The organism is Psychroflexus aestuariivivens, assembly GCF_004010055.1.
Taxonomy (GTDB): domain Bacteria; phylum Bacteroidota; class Bacteroidia; order Flavobacteriales; family Flavobacteriaceae; genus Psychroflexus; species Psychroflexus aestuariivivens.
In genome coordinates, this window is the sequence record NZ_RQVT01000050.1 from 160,497 (window position 1) to 182,377 (window position 21,881).

15 protein-coding genes are annotated in these 21,881 nt (G+C 35.1%); 8 read left to right on the top strand and 7 right to left on the bottom strand.

From position 1 onward, the window contains the following. Positions 1–21 precede the first annotated feature (21 nt). From EIG86_RS09405 to EIG86_RS09420, 4 genes are all read left to right on the top strand, one after another. Complete coding sequence (locus tag EIG86_RS09405; RefSeq protein ID WP_127845917.1) at positions 22–660, top strand: thymidine kinase; 639 nt, start codon at positions 22–24, stop codon at positions 658–660. After that, on the top strand, positions 661–1,764 hold the full coding sequence (alr, locus tag EIG86_RS09410; protein WP_127845918.1) for an alanine racemase: 1,104 nt from the start codon (positions 661–663) through the stop codon (positions 1,762–1,764). It begins immediately after the preceding gene. A 188-nt stretch (positions 1,765–1,952) separates the two neighbouring features. Next, positions 1,953–3,749: an excinuclease ABC subunit UvrC gene (gene uvrC, locus EIG86_RS09415; protein WP_127845919.1), complete on the top strand. Its 1,797-nt coding sequence runs from the start codon at positions 1,953–1,955 to the stop codon at positions 3,747–3,749. After that, positions 3,746–5,989 carry a patatin-like phospholipase family protein gene (locus tag EIG86_RS09420; RefSeq protein WP_127845920.1) on the top strand — a complete coding sequence of 748 codons (2,244 nt, stop codon included), beginning with the start codon at positions 3,746–3,748 and terminating at the stop codon, positions 5,987–5,989. Before uvrC ends, EIG86_RS09420 begins: the two co-directional genes overlap by 4 nt. Positions 5,990–6,049: 60 nt before the next feature. Here the strand turns inward: EIG86_RS09420 and hppD are convergent, their stop codons facing one another. The 4 genes from hppD to EIG86_RS09440 all read right to left on the bottom strand — a co-directional run bounded on the left by hppD (position 6,050) and on the right by EIG86_RS09440 (position 9,774). Continuing rightward, positions 6,050–7,210 carry a 4-hydroxyphenylpyruvate dioxygenase gene (gene hppD, locus EIG86_RS09425; protein WP_127845921.1) on the bottom strand — a complete coding sequence of 387 codons (1,161 nt, stop codon included), beginning with the start codon at positions 7,208–7,210 and terminating at the stop codon, positions 6,050–6,052. 120 nt (positions 7,211–7,330) lie between these two features. Continuing rightward, complete coding sequence (locus EIG86_RS09430) at positions 7,331–8,497, bottom strand: homogentisate 1,2-dioxygenase (protein ID WP_127845922.1); 1,167 nt, start codon at positions 8,495–8,497, stop codon at positions 7,331–7,333. An 89-nt stretch (positions 8,498–8,586) separates the two neighbouring features. Then, a complete protein-coding gene (locus EIG86_RS09435) occupies positions 8,587–9,300 on the bottom strand; it encodes a heavy metal translocating P-type ATPase (protein WP_127845923.1) in 714 nt (237 codons plus the stop codon). Between the two features lie 81 nt (positions 9,301–9,381). Beyond that, positions 9,382–9,774 (bottom strand): hypothetical protein, encoded by a 393-nt coding sequence (locus tag EIG86_RS09440; protein ID WP_127845924.1) that lies wholly within the window; start codon positions 9,772–9,774, stop codon positions 9,382–9,384. A gap of 127 nt (positions 9,775–9,901) precedes the next feature. On the opposite strand from EIG86_RS09440, the gene EIG86_RS09445 reads away from it, so the two are divergent. From EIG86_RS09445 to EIG86_RS09460, 4 genes are all read left to right on the top strand, one after another. After that, positions 9,902–10,615: a 3'-5' exonuclease gene (locus tag EIG86_RS09445; protein ID WP_127845925.1), complete on the top strand. Its 714-nt coding sequence runs from the start codon at positions 9,902–9,904 to the stop codon at positions 10,613–10,615. Positions 10,616–10,617: 2 nt separating this feature from the next. Continuing rightward, complete coding sequence (locus EIG86_RS09450) at positions 10,618–12,276, top strand: ABC transporter ATP-binding protein (protein WP_127845926.1); 1,659 nt, start codon at positions 10,618–10,620, stop codon at positions 12,274–12,276. A 13-nt stretch (positions 12,277–12,289) separates the two neighbouring features. Then, entirely contained in the window at positions 12,290–13,387 is a 1,098-nt protein-coding gene (dinB, locus tag EIG86_RS09455; protein ID WP_127845927.1) for a DNA polymerase IV, read from the top strand. Between the two features lie 94 nt (positions 13,388–13,481). Beyond that, positions 13,482–13,898, top strand: a complete 417-nt coding sequence (locus EIG86_RS09460) for a CBS domain-containing protein (RefSeq protein ID WP_127845928.1) — start codon at positions 13,482–13,484, stop codon at positions 13,896–13,898. A gap of 53 nt (positions 13,899–13,951) precedes the next feature. Here the strand turns inward: EIG86_RS09460 and EIG86_RS09465 are convergent, their stop codons facing one another. From EIG86_RS09465 to EIG86_RS09475, 3 genes are all read right to left on the bottom strand, one after another. After that, positions 13,952–18,895: a beta strand repeat-containing protein gene (locus EIG86_RS09465; RefSeq protein WP_127845929.1), complete on the bottom strand. Its 4,944-nt coding sequence runs from the start codon at positions 18,893–18,895 to the stop codon at positions 13,952–13,954. Between the two features lie 107 nt (positions 18,896–19,002). Further along, positions 19,003–19,995 carry a LacI family DNA-binding transcriptional regulator gene (locus EIG86_RS09470; protein ID WP_127845930.1) on the bottom strand — a complete coding sequence of 331 codons (993 nt, stop codon included), beginning with the start codon at positions 19,993–19,995 and terminating at the stop codon, positions 19,003–19,005. A gap of 144 nt (positions 19,996–20,139) precedes the next feature. After that, on the bottom strand, positions 20,140–21,720 hold the full coding sequence (locus EIG86_RS09475) for a T9SS type A sorting domain-containing protein (RefSeq protein WP_157983127.1): 1,581 nt from the start codon (positions 21,718–21,720) through the stop codon (positions 20,140–20,142). Positions 21,721–21,881 lie beyond the last annotated feature (161 nt).

Below are 21,881 nucleotides of genomic sequence, written 5' to 3' on the forward strand. Positions count from 1 at the left end.
ATTAACGCCCTAAATTACAAAATGTTTCTCGAAAACACAGTCAATCACGAAGAGCAATTTGGATGGATCGAAGTCATTTGCGGAAGTATGTTTTCCGGAAAAACTGAAGAATTGATTCGCCGACTAAAGCGCGCGAAATTCGCCAAACAAAAAGTTGAAATTTTTAAACCAGAAATAGATAAACGTTATGATGATCAAGAAGTGGTTTCGCATGACGATAACGCTATCCGTTCTACACCGGTTCCTGCGGCTGCAAATATAAGATTGTTAGCAGATAGTTGCGATGTGGTTGGTATTGATGAGGCACAGTTTTTTGATGACGAAATTATTAGTGTTTGCAACGATTTGGCAAATCGTGGCGTCCGTGTTATTGTAGCTGGATTAGATATGGATTTCAAAGGCAATCCTTTTGGACCAATGCCTAACTTAATGGCGACAGCGGAATACGTAACCAAAGTTCACGCAGTTTGCACAAGAACAGGGAATTTAGCACAATATAGTTTTAGGAAATCCACCAAAGAAGATCTCGTGCTTTTGGGTGAAACTGACGAATACGAACCTTTGAGTCGTGCTGCCTATTTTAGAGCAATGCTCAAAGAAAAAGTGAAACAAATTGAAGTGAAAGATGCACAGGAAATGACTTCAAAAAAAGCCCAATAAATGTCTGGAATTCAAGAAACTCGCCTCGAAATTGATTTGAATGCTTTGGCTGAAAATTACGCATTGCTCTCCAAAAATTTAAGCCCCAAAACTAAGATGATGGGCGTCGTAAAAGCCTTTGCATACGGTACGGATCCAATCGTTATTGGGAAAAAATTGGTAGAACTCGGCGCTGAATTTCTAGCTGTGGCTTATATTGAAGAAGGCGTAAGCCTTCGAAAAGCAGGGATTAAAGTTCCTATTTTGGTTTTCTATCCTCAACTGAAAGAATTAAATAAATTAGTAGAGTTCAACTTAACTCCTAGTGTGTATAATATTCACTTTTTAGATGGTTTGCGTTGTGAGCTTAAGTCTTCTGAGATCTTAAATTTCCCTATTCATCTGAAAATTAATACCGGTTTAAATCGACTGGGGTTTGAATTTGATCAACTTCAGGAAATTTCAGAAATTATTAAAGATGCGGAAACTATAAAACTGTCTGGTCTATTTTCACATTTGGCAGCTTCAGGAAATCTTGATGAAGTTGAATTCACTAAAACGCAAATTTCAAAATTCAAAGAAGCCAAAACTTTTTTTGAAGATAGATTTCCTAATCAATTTATTAGTCACATTTGTAATTCTAGTGGCATTATAAATTATCCGGAAGCAGAATTCGACATGGTTAGGGCTGGAATAGCACTTTACGGATATGGAAACAATCCAAAAGAACACCAAATGCTAAAACCTGTGGCGAGTCTGAAAACGATTATTGCACAACTTCGACATATTCAAATCGGTGATAGCGTTGGATACGAAAGGAAATTTAAAGCGACAACAGCTTCAAAAATAGCAACTTTACCACTAGGTTATGCCGATGGTATTTCAAGAATATTTGGCAATGGCAATTCAGAAGTTCTCATCAATGGTAAAACAGCACCGATTGTTGGCAATGTTTGTATGGATACTTTAATGGTAGATGTTACTGGTATCGATTGTGACGAAGGTGATGAAGTTGAAATCTTTGGAAAAAATCATTCTGTATTAAAATTCGATAAAGCTAAACAAACCATCCCTTATGAAATTATTACAAGAATTTCTCAACGCGTCACTCGTTACTTCATTTAACTGGGTTTCTTTTGAAAAAAAACTACTGTTTAAGATTTTCAAATAATTTTTCCTGGATTTAGAGAAAACATTTCCTTCAATATTATTCTAAATTTTAAAAAAAAATTCGCAATAAATATAATCAGTTTAGGTTAGTAGTTTTAAAACCTTGTCATCTGAAAACATTAAATTTGTGAGTGACATAATTTATGGAATCTACAGATTTAGACATACAAGTAAAAACCCTTCCCGAAAGTCCGGGCGTTTATCAATATTACGATAAAGACGACCGCATTTTGTATGTCGGAAAAGCTAAAAACTTAAAAAAAAGGGTTTCATCTTATTTCAACAAGCAGCACGACAGTCATAGAATTGCTGTGATGGTCAAAAAAATCAGAAACATTAAACACATTGTGGTGGATTCTGAAATGGATGCTCTATTGTTGGAAAATAATCTGATCAAAAAACATCAGCCAAGATTCAATGTGATGCTGCGCGATGACAAAACTTATCCTTGGCTTTGCATAAAAAATGAACGTTTCCCTCGCGTATTTTTGACACGACAAGTCATCAAAGACGGTAGTGAATATTTTGGCCCTTACCCCAGCGTAAGAACCGTCAAAACTTTGTTAGGACTCATCAAAGGTTTGTATCAATTGCGTACTTGCAACTATGATTTGTCCGAAACCAAAATCCAAAATGGAAAATATAAAGTTTGCCTAGAATACCACTTGGGCAACTGCCAAGGCCCATGTGAAGATTTGCAGGATGAAGAAGAATATCTCAAGCAAATTGAAGCAATTCGTAATATCGTGAAGGGAAATTTAAAAGATTCTCTAAGGAATTTCAAAGTGCAAATGATGGCTTTAGCAGATGATATGCGCTTTGAAGAAGCTGAAAAAGTCAAGCGAAAAATTAAGGTTTTAGAAAATTATCAAGCGAAATCTACAGTTGTCAATCCAAAAATAAATAATGTAGATGTGTTTTCAATCGTCAGTGACGAAGGTTACGGATATGTGAATTTCCTTCAGATTTCTCATGGTGCCATCATCCGATCTCACACCATAGAAATGAAAAAAAAGTTAGATGAATCTGACAAAGAATTGCTAGAACTCGGCATTACAGAAATCAGACAGCGATTCGAATCGAAATCACCGATGATTTATGTTCCTTTTGAAGTAGAAGCTGGTGAAAACGTAAGCGTTGTTGCACCAAAACTCGGCGATAAAAAAGCTATTGTAGATTTATCGACCAGAAATGCAAAATATTTCAGAATGGAGCGTTTCAAACAAATGAAAATTGTAGATCCGGACAGACACACCAATCGTTTGATGGCACAAATGAAAGAAGATCTACGTCTTCATGAAGAACCTAGACACATAGAATGTTTTGACAATTCAAATATACAAGGCTCCAATCCTGTCGCTGCCTGTGTAGTTTTCAAAAATGGAAAACCCAGCAAGAAAGATTATAGAAAATTCAATATAAAAACGGTTGAAGGTCCGGATGATTTCGCCTCTATGGAGGAAGTTGTTTACAGACGCTACCGCAGATTATTAGAAGAAGACGAACCGCTACCACAACTTGTAATAGTTGATGGCGGTAAAGGCCAACTTTCGTCTGGTGTAAAAGCACTTGAAAGGCTTGGTCTAAGAGGAAAACTACCAATTATTGGAATTGCCAAGCGTCTAGAAGAATTATTCTACCCTGGAGACCAATATCCTCTATATTTGGATAAAAAAACCGAAACACTTAAAATCATCCAACAACTTAGAAATGAAGCCCACAGGTTTGGAATTACTTTTCACAGAAACAAACGTAGTAAAAATGCCATTGGTACAGAACTTGAAGAAATACCAGGCATTGGCGAAAAAACAGCGGTAGAATTATTACAACATTTTCGGTCGATTTCTAAAGTGAAAAAAGCCAGTAGAGAAGACTTAGAATCTGTAGTAGGGGTTTCTAGAGCAGCAATTATTTACAATCATTACCAAGATCAATTATGAAAGCTAAATTTATTTTTTTCTTATTTCCTGTTTTCGTTTTTGGCCAGTTTTTAGAAAATCCCAAACTAAAATCTTTAGCACAAAGCGGAAAAGACGTTAAAGTCGGTTTAGTCTTAAGTGGCGGTGGAGCTAAAGGTTTAGCCCATATTGGAGCTATTAAAGTAATTGAAGAAGCTGGTGTAAAAATTGATTATATTGCTGGGACTAGCATGGGCGCCGTTATTGGCGGTTTATATGCGGCAGGCTATACTTCCAAACAATTAGATTCCATTTTCAGGACAACGAACTTTGAAAGTTTAATTCAGGATGACTTGCCACGAGACGCCAAAAGTTTTTATGAAAAGAGAGAATCTGAACGTTATGTTTTGAAATTGCCGTTTGATAATTTCAAACTCAGTTTGCCGTCGGGCTTATCCAAAGGGCAGAATGTTTACAACTTATATGCTCAACTTTTGGCTCACATCAACATTGAAGATTTCAGTAAATTACCGATTCCTTTTTTTTGCATAGCAACCAATGTAGAAACCGGAAGCCAAATTATTTTGGATCATGGCAATTTGGCTAATTCTATTTCTGCGAGTGGTGCTATTCCTACGCTTTTTAGCCCCGTTTACATCGATGGAATGATGTTGACAGATGGCGGTGTGATTAATAATTATCCAATAGATGAGCTAAGGTCTAAAGATGTAGACATTATTATTGGTGTCGATGTTCAAGACAATTTAAGAGATAAGGAAGAGTTGGTCAGTGGTTTTGATATTCTTACACAAGTGAATAATTTCCGAACCATAAAAGCGATGAATGAAAAAAGTAAACAAACTGATGTTTATATAAGACCTGATATCGATGATTTTAACGTGTTATCTTTTGATGAAGGTGAACAAATTATAGAAAATGGAAAAGAAGCTGCAAAAGATGTTATCGAAGAATTGAAAAAAATAAGTAGTCTTCAGAATCGAAAAACTCAAAGAAAACCTGTTAAGTTGATAGATTCACTTCAAATTAAAAAAATAAGAATTAAAGGAAATACAGACTATCCAAGAAATTACATTCGTGGTAAATTGAAAATAAATCTAAACGAAAAGATTCCCTATAATTTATTGAATGAAGGTCTGAACAATTTAGCTGCCACAGGAAATTTCAATAAAATCAATTATAATATAGTTTACGAAGATGGTGAACAAGTTTTGAATCTGGAAGTTTTTGAAAGTGAACAAAATACCTTATTGAAGTTTGGTGTTCACTACGACCAACTTTACAAAACCAGTTTTTTAACCAATCTAACCCAAAAAAGCCTATTTCTAACCAATGATGTAGCTTCACTCGATCTTATTTTGGGCGATAATGTTAGATACAGGTTTGATTATTATATCGACAAAGGTCGGTATTGGAGTATCGGTGTTACTTCCAGATACAACAGGTTTGAGGATAATGTGAATTTTGAATTTATTCAGCAAAATATTGGTAATTTAGATCCAAGTGAACTCAATCAAGTTCAGCTTCAAAATGAAGATTTTACCAACAGAATTTATGCTGAAACTTTTCTATCACAAGATTTCAAATTTGGACTTGGAGCAGAATACAAGTTTTTAAAAGCTTCTACAGAAACATTTATCAATAATCCAGATGAGAATGAATTTGAAACAGTCATTGAACGGGACAAACTGGCAAGTGTTTATGGCTATTTGCGGGTGGACACAATGGACGATAAATTTTTTCCAAGTTCAGGGTATTACTTTTCTGGCGATTTGAATATATATTTCCCCGTTTTCAGCGATTATTCTGAATTTGCCATTGCTAAAGGTGAGATTGCGTATGCAAAAAATTTGCTTCCTAATTTTTCTGCTTTCATTTCTTCTGAATTAGGTTTCAGAACTGGCAACGAAAACTTAGCTGGATTGAATTTCTTTTTAGGTGGTTTTGGCAACCAAACTATAAATAATTTCAGTCACTTTTTGGGATACGATTTTTTTGCTTTAACCGCCAATTCTTATATCAAAGGTAAGTTACAATTGGATTATAATTTCTACAACAAAACCCATTTACTGCTTTCTGCAAATTATGCCAATGTGGAAGACGACTTATTATCTACAGGAAACTGGCTAAGCACACCTGAATTTTCTGGCTATTCTATAGGTTTAGGTAGCAAAACTATTTTAGGCCCTATTGATTTAAAATATGCGTATTCTCCAGAAACCAAAGAAAGCATTTGGTATATTAGTATTGGGTATTGGTTTTAAAAAAAAAGATCCAGTTTCAAAATTCTGAAACTAGACCTTTTTATATTAAATTGAAATTCCTTACAAAGTTCCTCTCAAACCTTGTTCTCTTTCGATAGATTCAAATAAAGCTTTGAAATTTCCTGCACCAAATCCACGTGCGCCCATTCTTTGAATAATTTCGAAAAATAATGTTGGACGATCTTGGATAGGTTTTGTGAAAATTTGTAGCAAGTAGCCTTCATCATCTGCATCGACCATGATACCTAAACTTTGCAAAGTTTTCAAATCTTCACTAAGTTCATGGTCAAATTCTTCTAATCTTAATGGAATTGCGTCATAATACGTTTCTGGCGGCGTAGACAAAAACTCTACACCACGTGAACGCAAGTCAGATACTGTTTGAATTATATCATCCGTGGCAACTGCGATGTGTTGCACACCAGCGCCTTCATAAAAGTCTAAGTATTCTTCAATTTGAGATTTTTTCTTGCCTTCAGCAGGTTCGTTAATAGGGAACTTAATTCGACCGTTGCCATTACTCATTACTTTACTCATCAAGGCAGAATATTCCGTGTGGATTTGTTTGTCATCAAAAGATAAGAAATTGACAAATCCCATGACATCTTCGTACCATTTCACCCAGGTATTCATTTCGTTCCATCCGACATTGCCAACCATGTGATCTATGTATTTCAAACCAACTGGCTCTGGTTTATAATCTGAATCCCAAGCCACAAATCCAGGCATAAATTTGCCTTTGTAATTTTTACGTTCAACAAATAGGTGAACAGTTTCGCCATAAGTATAAATTCCAGATTTTACAATTTCACCGTGTTCGTCTTTTTCTACCGTTGGTTCCATAAAGGATTTAGCACCGCGTTTGGTGGTTTCTTCCCAAGACAATTTAGCGTCTTCCACCCAAAGTGCAATTACTTTCACACCGTCACCATGTTTTACAATATGATCATTAATCGGGTTCTTCGAACTTAAAGGTGAAGTTAAAACTAATCTGATTTTGTCTTGTTTCAACACATAGGAAACACTGTCTTTACTTCCTGTTTCTAAACCTTTATAAGCGTAAGATTGAAACCCAAAAGCTGTTTTATAAAAATGGGCGGCTTGTTTTGCATTCCCTACGAAAAGTTCAACGTGGTCGGTTCCTAGAAGTGGCAAAAAGTCTTGCGCACCGTCAAATATTTTTTCTAAACCGTAGTTTACTGATTTTACTTCTTTTTTCATTTTAAAATATTTTATTTGGAAATTTGCTAATTGTAGAATTCAAAATTTATATTTTTTTCTTCCACCAATTAACAAATTCTCATTTATACTTTATTATTATAAATTAAATTATTCCGATTTTCAATGATTCTCTTTTAACCAGGATTTGTGGTAAGAATCATCGACGATTTCCATGCCTTCTTCAGTAATCTGAAGCGGCTTAAAAGTATCTACCATCACGGCCAATTCTTCTGTTTTTGTTTGTCCAATACTTCGCTCTACAGCGCCAGGATGTGGTCCATGAGGAATTCCAGCTGGGTGAAGCGAAATATGTCCTGCTTCAATGTCATTTCGACTCATAAAATCACCGTCGACATAATACAATACTTCGTCACTGTCAATATTACTGTGATTGTATGGTGCTGGAATACTTTCTGGATGATAATCGTACAATCGCGGACAGAAAGAACAAACTACAAACGCATCGGTTTCAAAAGTTTGATGCACCGGTGGTGGTTGGTGAATTCGCCCCGTAATTGGTTCAAAATCGTGAATGGAAAATGCATAAGGATAATTGAAACCGTCGTAGCCAACTACATCAAACGGATGTGAAGCATAAACCGTATCAAATAATTCATTTTCCTTTTTTATTTTAATTAAAAAATCCCCTTTTTCATCATTCGTTTCCAGTTCATAAGGTTGTCTAAGGTCTCGTTCACAAAATGGAGCATGTTCCAAAAGTTGTCCAAAATGATTTCGATAGCGTTTTGGCGTATAAATTGGTCTTCGAGATTCTACAATAAACAAGCGATTATCTTCGGTTTCAAAATCGATTTTGTAAATAATTCCGCGCGGAATCAACAAATAATCGCCGTATTCAAAATCGAGGTTACCAAGATGAGTACGCAATTTTCCTTTGCCCTTATGAATAAATAAAAGTTCATCGGCATCGGCATTTTTATAAAAATAATCTTGACTAGGAGCGGTCGGTGCTGCCAAAATAATACTGACATCGGAATTGTGCATTACAGTTGTGCGGCTGTCCAAATAATCTGGTTGTGGCACTGTTTTGAAACCATGAAATTTATAAGATTTCAAATTGGTTTCCACAGCAATTTTTGGCGCAACATTTTTGTGACCCAAAATTTCTTTCACCTGTGTTGGTGGATATTCGTGGTAACTGTTGGATGACATACCGTCAAATCCAATCGTTCCGAACAATTGTTCATGATATAAAGACCCATCGGGTTTTTTGAAAATCGTGTGTCTTTTGTGTGGTATTTTACCGAGTTTATGATAAAAAGGCATAATTTTTAGCGTTTTCACAAATATCGTGAAAATAGACGAAAAACCCATCTTTAAGATAGGTTTATTATTTGATTAACGTCTCCAAAAAACTAAACCAAGAGCATCCAAACTGCCATAACAAGCATGATGCTGTTTTCTATAAAAGTAGCTTCAGTCATTGGTAAATTCAGAGCTGTGCCAAGACAAGCGCATTTTATAGTTTTCTTGGAAAACAAAGATCTTGTCACGCCAATAGTCGTGATACCAAGTACGATAATCGTTGCGACCAAAGCCACGTCAATTTCAAACCTAAACAAAAACATTAAGCCCAAAGCAGTTTCTATAAATGGGTAAATCCAGCCGTAGGCCGGAATGGTTTTCGCCAATGGATCGTACATTCTAAAAGAGTTTGGAAAACCCTTGTAATCTAGAAATTTGAAAAAGCTGAAGACAATGTAAAACAAGCCCATGAAGTCGAACATGAACTGACTGGTTTCCCATGAACTGTAGTTCAGTAAAACTGATGCAATACTGATATAAGCAAAAATTAAAAATAATGGGAATAATTGCTGAAATTTGGTTTTTTCATCAATATTTTCTCCTGAAGAATCCTGAAAATCGGATTTTTTAGAAATTTTATATTTATCAGAAAGTGCATTTTGAAGCGTCTCCAAATTCACGTGTTTCTGCATTTCTAATTTAGCTTCACCTTGATCCAAGTCCACTTCTACTGAAGTGATATTTTCCAAATCGCTAAGACTATCTTCAACGCTGGCTTTGCAGTTTTGACAAGTCATTCCTGAAACTTTATAAGTGTGTGTCATGATTTTATATTTTGAATAATACAAAGTTAAAACTTCAAAAATTGAAGTCTTCATTTTTCAAAATATAAACAAAAAATTTGTCTAGTTTTTCTGGCTTTTTTCTAGAGAATTTAAAAGTGAAGTATCCGTATTTAGGACATCAATACTGTCGTAATTATTGTATTCTATAATTAAATATTTTTTGGGATATCCAATAATAAGTTGCTTCAGAAAGCTAGATGTTTTAACTTTGAAAGACTTGATGGCACAAAACCTAACTTTAGTATGAATGAACGGAGAGTCAATATTGAGCTCTTCATCAGAAACCTTATAAGTTATAGTTTTTCTTGATAAACTTAAAATCAAGAACCAAAAAGGAATGAAACCAACAAAATAATGTGAAAGATTGCTGTAGAAAATAATTAAAAAAAACGCCACAATAATCAATAGCCAAAACACGATGGAAATCACAGATAGTTCCGGTTTAAATTTCATGTACAAAAAATTATTTAATTCAAAAATAATGAATATTTAAAGGATATTCGAGTTCTAAAATAAAGATTTATAAAAAAACTAGCTTTAAAATGTGAAATCTGTAAACTGAAATCAAAAACCAATTCTTATGATATTAAAACTCAACCTAGAAAACATCCTTTTTCTTGACATCGAAACTGTTCCTGAATTAGAGCGTTTTGAAGATTTGTCAGAAAACAAACAAAAGCTCTTTGCTGACAAAACTCAATACCAACGTCATGATGACTATTCTGCTAGTGAATTTTACAATCGGGCAGGCATTTGGGCTGAATTTGGTAAAATTGTCTGTATTTCTGTAGGCTTTTTCAATTCTAAAGACAACACACGAAACTTCAGAACCAAGAGTTTTTATGGTGATGAAGCCGATTTACTTCAGGAATTCAAAACACTTTTGGAGGAATATTTTAGCTTACCTCAACATTTGCTTTGCGGTCATAATGCCAAAGAATTCGATTTCCCTTACATTGCCAGACGAATGTTGATTCACGGCATTGCTCTGCCAGAAAAATTGCAGTTATTTGGCAAAAAACCTTGGGAAATTCCGCATTTGGACACATTAGAATTATGGAAATTTGGAGATTATAAGCATTACACATCACTGAAATTGCTCACCGAGATTTTCGATATTCCGTCTCCAAAAGACGACATTGATGGCAGCCAAGTCAGAGAAGTTTATTATGAAGACAAAAATATTGATAGAATTGTAGTGTACTGCGAAAAAGATGTGGTTGCCGTAGCACAACTTATTTTGAAAATGCGACAAGAACCACTTTTGAAAAACGAAGAAATTATTTCTGTATAAATATGCTGAACATAAAAAATCTGAACATAAAATTTGGAGATGAACACGTCATCGAGAATTTGAATTTCGAGCTTCAACCCAATGAAATTCTCGGTATTGTTGGCGAATCGGGTTCGGGAAAATCAGTATCTACATTAGCAATTTTAGGTTTGTTAAGCAAAAAAGCGAAAGTTGAAGGTGAAATTTTATTTGAATCAAAAGATTTGAATCTGTATTCTGAAAAACAATTTCAAAATATTCGAGGCAACGATATTTCGATGATTTTTCAAGAACCAATGAGCTCACTGAATCCGTCAATGATTTGCGGCAAGCAGGTTGCAGAAATTCTAATTCGCCACAAAAAATTATCTTCAAAGCAAGCTAAAACCGAAGTTTTAAGCCTGTTTGACAAAGTAAAACTTCCACGCCCAGAAGCCATTTTCAAAAGTTACCCACACCAAATCAGCGGCGGACAAAAACAACGTGTCATGATTGCCATGGCAATTGCTTGCAAACCCAAAATACTCATCGCCGATGAACCAACAACAGCACTAGATGTTACTGTTCAAAAAGAAATTTTAGAACTGTTGAAAAGCATTCAGTTAGAAACCAATATGAGCATTATTTTCATCTCTCACGATTTGTCTTTGGTCTCAGAAATTGCCAATCGGGTTGCAGTAATGTTTCGTGGAAAAATTGTAGAGCAAAATGATGTAGTTTCAATTTTCAAACATCCACAACACAATTATACAAAAGCGCTTTTAGCTTCAAAACCCACGACACAGCAGCGTTTGAAGCGATTGCCGACTGTCAGAGATTTTTTGGAAGATTTACCTAATGCTGAATTTGAAACTTCAGCAGAACGCCAAAACAGACACGATAAAATTTATGCAAATCAGCCACTTTTGGAAGTCAAAAATATTCATAAAGAGTTTATTAGCAACGCAGGATGGTTTCAAAGTAAGGAAATAGTAAAAGCTGTCAATGACGTCAGTTTCAAAATTTATGAAGGTGAAACACTAGGTTTAGTGGGCGAATCCGGTTGTGGTAAATCTACTTTAGGCAATGTTATTTTACGTCTAGATGACGCCACTTCAGGTGAAATTTTCTATAAAAATCAAAATATCACAAATCTTAAAGGTGATCAATTGCGCGAATTACGAAAAGATATTCAGCTAATTTTTCAAGATCCATTTTCTAGTTTGAATCCAAGAATTTCTGTTGGCAAAGCCATTATGGAACCGATGAAAGTTCATAAACTTTATGAAAACGACAAGCTGAGAAAAGAAAAAACCATCGCACTTTTGGAGCGAGTAGGTTTGTCTGAAGCGCATTTCAATCGTTATCCACACGAATTTAGTGGAGGACAACGCCAACGCATCGGCATTGCCAGAACGATTGCTGTGCAACCCAAACTGATTGTTTGCGACGAATCTGTGTCTGCTTTAGACATTTCTGTACAAGCCCAAGTTCTGAATTTACTCAACGAGTTGAAAACCGATTTCGGCTTTACTTATATTTTTATTTCACATGATTTGGCAGTTGTAAAATATATGGCAGACCAATTGTTGGTTATGCATCAAGGTGAAATTGTAGAACATGGCGAAGCAGACAATATTTATGCAAACCCTCAAAAAACCTACACCCAAAACTTGATTGCCGCCATTCCAAAAGGGATTTAAATATTCTGAAATTATGGATTTTCGTGAACATATCCGCAAAATCATTCATGTCGATATGGATGCTTTTTATGCATCGGTAGAGCAATTAGACAATCCCGAGTTGGCAGGCAAAGCCATTGCTGTTGGCGGAAGTTCCAAAAGAGGCGTTGTCGCAGCGGCAAGTTACGAAGCAAGAAAATTTGGTGTGAGAAGTGCCATTAGTGGAAGACAAGCCGCCAGATTATGTCCAGATTTGATTTTTGTAAAACCGCGTTTCGACCGTTATAAATCCTTTTCTCAAGACATCAGAAAAATATTTTTTGAATACACCGATTTGGTTGAGCCGCTTTCTTTGGATGAAGCTTATCTGGACGTAAGTGTCAACAAAATCAACTTTCCTAGTGCGACTTTAATTGCGAAAGAAATTCGTAAAAAAATTAAATTAAAAACTGGTTTGAATGCTTCTGCAGGGATTTCTATTAATAAATTTATCGCCAAAGTTGCCAGTGACATCAACAAACCAAATGGACAAAAAACCATTCCACCTGATGAAGTGATTTCATTTTTAGAAAACTTGGATATCAGGAAATTTTACGGTGTTGGAAAAGTAACACAAGACAAAATGTACCGGCTTGGGATTTTCACTGGAGCAGATTTAAAATCAAAATCATTGGAATTTCTAGAATCAACTTTTGGTAAAAGTGGTTTGCATTATTACAATGTCGTGCGCGGCATTCATCTTAGTGAAGTAAAACCAACAAGAATTAGAAAATCACTTGGCGCAGAGCGCACATTTTCTGAAAACATTTCCTCTGAAATCTACATGTTGGAAAAGCTAGAAGCAATTGCAGAAGAAGTGGAACGACGTCTGAAAAACAACAAAGTTGCTGGCAAAACCATTACTTTGAAAATAAAATACAGCGATTTCAGCATTCAAACCAGGAGTAAAACTTTATCGCTTTATATTTCATCCAAAGCTTTGATTATGGAAGAAACCAAAACTTTACTTTTTCAAGAATCACTAAAAGATTCTGTGCGTTTGTTGGGCGTTTCTTTGTCAAATTTGAATACAGACAAAACGCAAAAACTGCAAGCAAAACCTAAAGATGAACAATTGAAATTACCATTTTAGTTCTAAAAAAACCATTCTTACAAAACTGACTTTTATCATAGTTGAACTTTAGAAATTTGATGAAATTTACGGTATAATTTTAAAATAAAATGCCATGAAAGCAAATGCAACAGTTTCTAAAATAATGACCAAGAACTTAGTAAAATTGAATATTGAAGATAGTTTAACCAAAGCTGAATCTTTATTCAAAAAACACAAAATAAGACACTTGCCTGTTGTAGAAGGTGAGAAAATAACTGGCATACTTAGCTATACGGATTTGATGCGAATTTCGTTTGCAGATGCGACTGACGATAATGGCGAAGAAGTAGAATCTATGGTTTATGACATGTTCACACTAGAGCAAGTGATGACTAAAAATGTGGAAAGCATTGAAGATTCCGCAGATATCAAAACCGCTGCTGAAATTATCACTAAAAAAGAATTTCATGCGCTTCCTGTAGTTAAAGGTGACAAATTAGTCGGAATTGTAACCACTACAGATATCATCAAACATTTGATTGAAGACTAAAACCAAAAGCAGTTGAAACTTTTATTTCAACTGCTTTTTTATTTTGGGGCTTTCTACTGAACAATTAGTTTTTGTGTAAAGCTTTTTGAAGCGTTGCTGACTTTCAAAATATAAACTCCTGAATTCAGTTGGTCTTCAACTTGAATTTCTATAGGGTTTTGTGCCTTTGAATGCTTTTCAAAAACGCTTCGCCCTTGTAAGTCGTAAAGTTCAACAGTTATTTCAGAATCTGTAAAACTTTCATTCAGATTGATTCTGAAAAAATTTTCAGTTAAAGGGTTCGGCGTCACGCTGAATTTTTCGGAATTAAATTCCTGCTGATCTAGTGTTATGTTGTCGAATTTCAATTTAAAACGATCGCTTTCTATACTTTCTGGAATGCTTTCATCTGTAACAAATGCAATCACGTTGACTTGTGTATTGGTCAAATTGTAATTTCCACCAGTATAAGCATCGTAAAGTGAAACCTCAGCAGCTTCAAATTCTTCTAGATTTACACGAAATGCATATTCATTTGTTTGAAAATTATCTAAATACAGTTGAATTTCATCATTGTTTTCAGAAATACTGGTAGATTCAACAGATAAAAAATCTGGAGATTTATCAATTGCAAACCATTCTGCCTCGTTCCAAAATTTCGGAGCGTCAGAAAAATTGACAGTTTCACTAAAATCTGAACTGATATTTATCTTCACACCATCAACGATTTTATCAAGTTCAGCGTTTTTCAAGTCGATTTTTATACTTTCTAAATTTGAAGTCTCATCGCTAAAAGTTCCGTTATTTGTCGATGTTTCAACTTTACTGTTTTCTGTAAAGGTTAAGCTAGGGTTTGAAGATATATTCTGAACAAAAAAAGCCTGATTAACTTGCAGATTCTTGTTGACAGTCGATCCCACAGGCGTAACTGTGGCGTTACCATTTTGGAATTCTACGGTGACATAACCGCCACGATTGCCTAAAGTTGGATCGTAAATATAACTGAATTGTGAACTTAAGCCTTCGGCATTACTCAGTAAAACATCCATATCAACTTTAGCTTGATAAGGATTTCCAACTAAACTAAATTCGCCTTCATTTTGTGCTAAATTGGGTACAATTTGATTGCCATGTAGTAAATCTCCTCTAGTTCTTAAAACTGTAGAATTTCCTATAGCATCATTAGAAGTCAGGGAAATACTGCGATCACCACGCATCAAAATACCGTAAGCTTCATTAGCTTGTAAGGTTTCTGTGTCGGTATTTGGAACAGCGTTCCATTCTTGCGTATTTGCATTCCATTGAAATAATGACGGGTTTCCTGTTGCTGTAGCATCGAAACCATCTGCACCGCTTTGTGAACCTGTAATGTGCGTTCCGTAGCCTGGATTTGGATTTTCACTAACATCATTGGCGCCTTCTTGCCAATTTTCATTGATGCTTCCTGTTGAATTTATGGAAGGTGAAATATACCGAAACGCTCGATTTGAATTGCTGAAAAATCTTTCGGACACAAAATTATTTCCTATTATTTCTGAATTGGGATTCACTTGTCCAAGTACGGCTGTTCTTGCATTTGAACTTTTAAAAATCACTTCACCTTCGTTGATGAAATCGCCAGAAATATTGAGCCTGCGTTCTATTAAAAGTGTAGCATTTTCTCTGACTACCACATCGTTAATATCAATATCGCTAGTCAAGGTTGCTGTTCCAGATTTTACAAAGATATTTTGTGCATCAGAACTCTGCATGTTTGGCGCATTTCCAAGCCCTTCAGCTGTCCAAGAATTATTATAAATATAATCGTTGTCGCCCTCGTTTGGCGTCATGTCTGAAACGTTAGCGGTAGAAAAACTCCATTCATTTAGGTTGAAAGAGCTACTTGGTGCATCTACGGTTGGGATATTTCTAGTTGCTTTTGCATCTTCGTAACTCCAAGAAATTCCGGACTGATTGGTTTCTGAAATTACACCAAAAACATCCACCAATGTTGCTTGTGAATCGTTAGTAGACAAGAAATAAGCATCGTCACCATTTCCGGAAATTACACCGCTAACCAAGTCTGAAATTGTGCCGTAATTCACGGTAAAATTGAAAGTGGCATCGTCGCTTAAACTGACAATATAATGTGATTTTGCAGGTAAGTTTCCTGTAAGTTGAACACTGCTATTGTTTGTTGCATTGTGAAGAAAATAAGTGTTTTCTGAAAAGTTTATCGCCTCAGTTCCGGTATTATAAAGTTCTACAAATCGACCATTGAAATCATCTCCAGGATCGGCGACTTCAGAAATTAGCAAGCTTGGCGTTTCAATAATATTGAAATTTTGGCTGTTTACAGAAGTATAACCATTTGCATTTGCCGTAAGTTGAATACCCGAATCTAACTCGGTATGAATAAGATTGTCAAAGGTAGCAATTCCGCTTTCTGGTGATGCGGTTACTGGAGAATTCTGTAAGACTCCTGTGGATGTTATGCTAATGGTTTCTGTAAGACTCAAATCAATATTGCCTTCTGTATCAGTGTTGGCAATTTGAACCGGAAACATTGCTTCGCCTAAAATTGTGCTTGAAGCTTCAGTAATAAATTCCAAACCATCACCTTGCACATCAATATTGAAAATATTCCCTTCAAAACCTGAAATATTTCTAGAAAATGAAGATCCAGATGAATTCACAAATTGATTTGAATTTCCATCTTCAATTGCCATTTGGATAACTTCTTGATCCGTTATGTCACTTGACTTTATAAAAATACTTAACTCAAATGTTTTAGTTGAGCCATCGTTTACTGTCATTAAGCCACCACTATTATTTGTAATTTCCAAAATCAATTCTTGGTCTGTAATTGTTAGATTTTGGTTGGATTGGGCGAGAAAGCTTCCAGACTCAATCCGAACACCTTCAATAATTTCAGACCAATTGGCAGTGTTGGCATTTCCGGGAACAAATCTTAAAGTATTGATTTCGGTGGAAACTCCATCCAAACTTCCAGAATCAGTAACATCAAAGCGCAAAACTTTGACGGAATTTGACACATTGATTGCCTCATCTGCAACGATTGTTCCTGAAGGAATTGGCGTGCTTGGTGCTACAATTTGAGAATCTGTATCGTTGGAGGTTCCACTCAATTCAATATTATCCAAACCAGAATAACCTGTAGCACCGTTACTGCTAATTATGTATCTGAGCCCAACTTGATTTACTGAATTTGGCACATTTACAGAAATTGTTCCTGAACCATTTTCACCAGTTTGACCACCATCAAACACAAAAACTTCACCTTGATTTTCACCATCGTAAATCAATTCGTATTTTAAAAAATCCGATCCAGTGTTGTAACCAACCGCCTGCCAATCCAATGATAAGTTCACATTTTCATATCCTGAAATATTGATATTTTCAAATTCCAGTTCAGCAAAATTTGATGTGCCATTAGGTGAATCTAAATCGTTTTCTCCTAAAATATTATTATCAAATTCAGAAAAGTTTAGAGGTGAAGCATTACTTATATTTATTATGCCAAAATAAGCAGAACCCCAAGAATCGTCAAAAAAGTTGATATTTTTAGAATAATTCCAATTTGGCGTTGCATTATCAAAATTTTGAACCGCGATGAACATTGTGCCGATATTAAAGCTTTGACTAGTAATATTTGAAAACCCTACAGACGATGCCGTTAATGTTAAATTATTCCCCAGGCTGGTGTGGGTGATGTTATTGAAAACAGCTCTGCCATCAACAGCATTTTCAGTAGCTGGAGAATTGGCTAAACTTCCTGAAGAAGTTATGGTAACTTCTTCTGAAGCAGATGTATCTAAATTGCCATTAGTATCTACAAAGCTGACTTCTACAGCAGGTGTCATTGCTGAATTTAGTGGCGTATCTACTGGTTGTTGAGAAAATTGAATATTAGAGGCTTGAACATCAATTGTAAACTGATTTCCAGTAACATCTCCACCAGAAAAAGCATTAGAAAAATCTGAACCAGAAGAAAAATCAGCTTCAAAACCACTGTTATTTCCTTCAACTTCAAACTGAATGGTTTCACCATCTTGAATGTTTGTTTCACTTAGAAAAACTGCAAGTGTAAATTCTGTTGAAGTTCCGTCTGGTATGGAAATTGGGTTTACAAATTCTAAAATCAATTCATTCTCTGAAATAGAGACTGTAGGTGAAAAAATATTTTCATTTTCATCTATTAAATTGATGCCTTGAAGTTGTGTTGCCCAATTTGATGTATTATTCACACCGGAAACAAAGCGCATTCTTGTAATTTCAGTTGGCAAGTTATCCCCACTACTCAAATCGTCTACACTAAAGCTAAAAACGTCTTGCGCATTGGCTGATGTTGTAGTTGCATCTGCAACAATTGAAGCGCTAGCAACTTGGTTTTGCGGAGCTGAAACTTCGGTTGTGGTGTTATTTTCAATCGGTGAACCAGCGAGTTTAATATTATCATATCGATTGTTTCCTGTACCAGATGTTGCGCCATCTATAATGATTCTGATGACTAAATTCTCCACATCATTGACTTCAGTTATTGAAGAAAAATCAAAAGAGTGAACGCTTCCTGCTGTAGAATTTATTGGAGAAAAACTACCTGAAGCTAAGTTTGAAAAATTCGAACCACCATCTGTTGAATACTGAATTTGGTTATTGTTAAATCCAGTTCCTGTTCGTCTTACCCAAAAAGATAAAATTAAATCTTGATAACCTGAGGAAGGAAAATTCAAATCAAAATAATTTCCATTATTCTCAGAGTTTCTTGGGCTAAAAGCGTTACCGATATTACTTCCTGAACATGCGTTGGAAGCGTTTCCGCCAAAGTCCTCAGCGTTAGTAAGGTTGTGCGTAATGCTTCCATTGCCGCTAACTCTATTATCTAATTCTAAAGGTGAAGTGTTGAAGTTTCCTCCGGGTGCTGAACCATTGAAATCCCAGCAGTGAATGATCTCTTGTGCGTTTGCGTTTAGACTCAATACAAACACAAAAAGCATCAATAAATTGAAGCGTTTCATATAAGGTAATTTAGTTAGTTGATGCTAAGTTAGTTAAAACAAGGCAAACATGTATTAATTTAACATTAAGACTTTTAACCTAACTAAAATTTGATTTGGTAAGAAAACTATGATCTTATATTGATATTGAATGGCATCTCAAAACGAATATCTGTTTTGGTTTTAGATTCAAGCTTATTGATTAACAATTCTGCTGACTTCTCACCGATTTTCATTGCATTTTGATCGATGTAACCCATAGGTGGATAACTGAGTTGAGCAGTTTTTTCATCTGAAAATCCAATAATGGTAATCTTTGAACTTACTTTTGGCATTTCTTTATTTACGATGCTTTGAAACATTAGGCCTGATGTATTGTCCGCTGAGATGACTGCGTCAATTTTGTTTGCTTTCAGAAAGTTGATTATTATTTCGTGTGGGTTTTCCTTATTGGTCAAATCGACTTCCAATTGGTTATTTACTTCTATATTATTAGCTTTTAAGGCATTTCTATAGCCTTCTTTTCGCATTTGCCCAATTCCTAAATCTTCAATATTACTAACAAAAGCAATTTTCCGATTTCCACTATCAATCAATACTTTTGTAGCATCGAAAATAGATTTTTCATCATTGATAATTACTTTATCGCAGTTTACTTTTTCTGTTGTTCTATCAAATAATACTAATTTTTTTTTGTTCTTTTGAATGCTTTCAATATGAGAAAATTCTTGATTCAAAAGAGTTTCTAGAGCTAACGAAATAATGAACCCATCTACTCTGCCTTGTGTAAGTAAGTCTACACTTTTAGCTTCTTTGCCCATTTGGTCATGACTAACACAAACTATGGTATCATAATTATGCGTTGTAGCATATTCTTCTATTCCATGCAAAACTTTTGCAAAAAATTGATTGAGAACATCAGGAATTATTACACCAATGGTTTGGGTTTTATTGGCTTTTAGAGCTAAAGCAGTACGGTTGGGTTTATAATTATAGAGTTCTGCTGCTTCTTTGATACGTTTTTTTGTATCTGGTCCAATATCTTTGGCGTCATGCAGGGCTTTAGAAACTGTTGATACAGAAACATTCAGTTGTTTTGCAAGTTCTTTTAGTGTAATCATAGTGGAAAAGCTTAACTTAAAGTCTATCAAACATACGTTAATTTGATAAATCTAAGATATGTATTTATTGTAAAACTTTTAAATTCAGTTAATAAAAAAGGCCTGTACATAGTACAAGCCTTTACAAAATTTATAATAAAACTTTTATTTTTTAATTAATCTAATTGTTTGCAAACTCTTAGTATCACTTTCAATCTTAGCAAAATAAACTCCCGACGACAATCCTTCAGAAGAAATTGTAGCTTGATTTGCGTCAACCTTCTGTTCAGATACTAGCTTACCCATTACATTATAAACTTGAATTTTAGAAATATTTACATTTGTTTCTATATTCCAAACATCAGTTGTAGGGTTTGGGTATGTAGTAAGCTCAGCTTTTGTAAAAGTTGCATTACTTAAAGTACCACCTGATAAAAAGAAGTTGTCATAGTATGTATTGTTTTTCATTGGACCCGTAGGAATAGTAACTACCAATTCATCTAAGTTATCAAAGGCTGATAAGTCTACAGGAATTTCAGCTGAAACCCATTGTCCTGTAACTATGGCAGGAGTTGATCCTCCTGTTAGAGTAATACTTAAAAAAGTGTCATCTGCCGGGTCTCCATTCCCTTGTGTTTCATTAAATTTTAGGTCAATTACAGCACCTGTTAAATCTGTACCATCATTTACCCAAAAGTCAAAATGTAAAGTCGTAAAACTTGTAACGTCTAAAGTATTTTGTAATAGAATACCTTGACATGCATTGTTATTCCATTGTAACAAGTTATCTCCGTTAATATCTAATTCAGTAAACGAGTTGGGGCCACAAAATTCAGCATCAAAATTTGTAAAAGGTTCTTGGGAATAAGCGTCGCTATAAAAGTTAACTACATTTTCATCATCTCTTTCTGCTGGTGTTGGAGCAGCTGATGTAGGACCAACAAATTCATAAGAAATAGTGTACGTTTCAGTAGTCACGCCATCTTCTGCAGTAACTACGATTGTTGCGTTACCTGGCACAGCAGCAGCATCTGTAATAACTGTTGTTGCATTTGTATTAGTAGGCACAGCAAGGGTAATTTCAGGTACAGAAGTAGAAGTTGAAGGTACGCCAAAATCATACTCAGTAGTTCCTGGCGCAAAACCTGGTAAAGCTGCATTATCAATTTCAATTGAAGATAAGGTAGCATCAGTCGTAGGATCTACAGCTTCTTTCCAGAAGTATAGATTATCGATGTAAAAATCGCCTCTTGGACCATCTGCACCCCAACCTTGCTTTTCTGATTTAAATTGGAAAACATTATCCCAAGTCATCCCTGTAAAATTAGCTTTGGGGATGTCTATACTCGTCCATTGGCCACCTGTTACTGGAACATTAACTAAGGCCTCAGTAACTCCACCACCATTAATTGGGGTAATTTGAAAGACATCATCTATTGGTGACCATACATCGACGTGTAAAAACTCCATCGCAGCAGCATTTTGGTTAGAGCCTAACACCATTCCTTGGTATGATAAATCTTCGTAAAAAAGAACTTCATTTCCACTTACATCAACAAACACAGGTGCGACATAAGCACCTGGTTGACCCCAGAAAGGAGCATAATCAGTACCTGCTACATCTGTATAAGGATTACCATCGTTTCCTCCACCGTAAATTGAAATGACATCACTTGCATCTCTAGCAGGAGGTGTGCCTGGGTTTGTTGTTGGTTGTGCATAAGTTAATGCGACAAGAAACATCATTAAAAAAGTTGTAATTTTTTTCATCATATTAAATTTTTAGTTATTAAATTATTAATTATATAAATATAAGTATATTTTTTGACGATTTAATAATTCCATACACAACAAAAATCATACAAGTTTTATTAAACTTTACTTTTTATTTGTAGTAAAGAAACCTT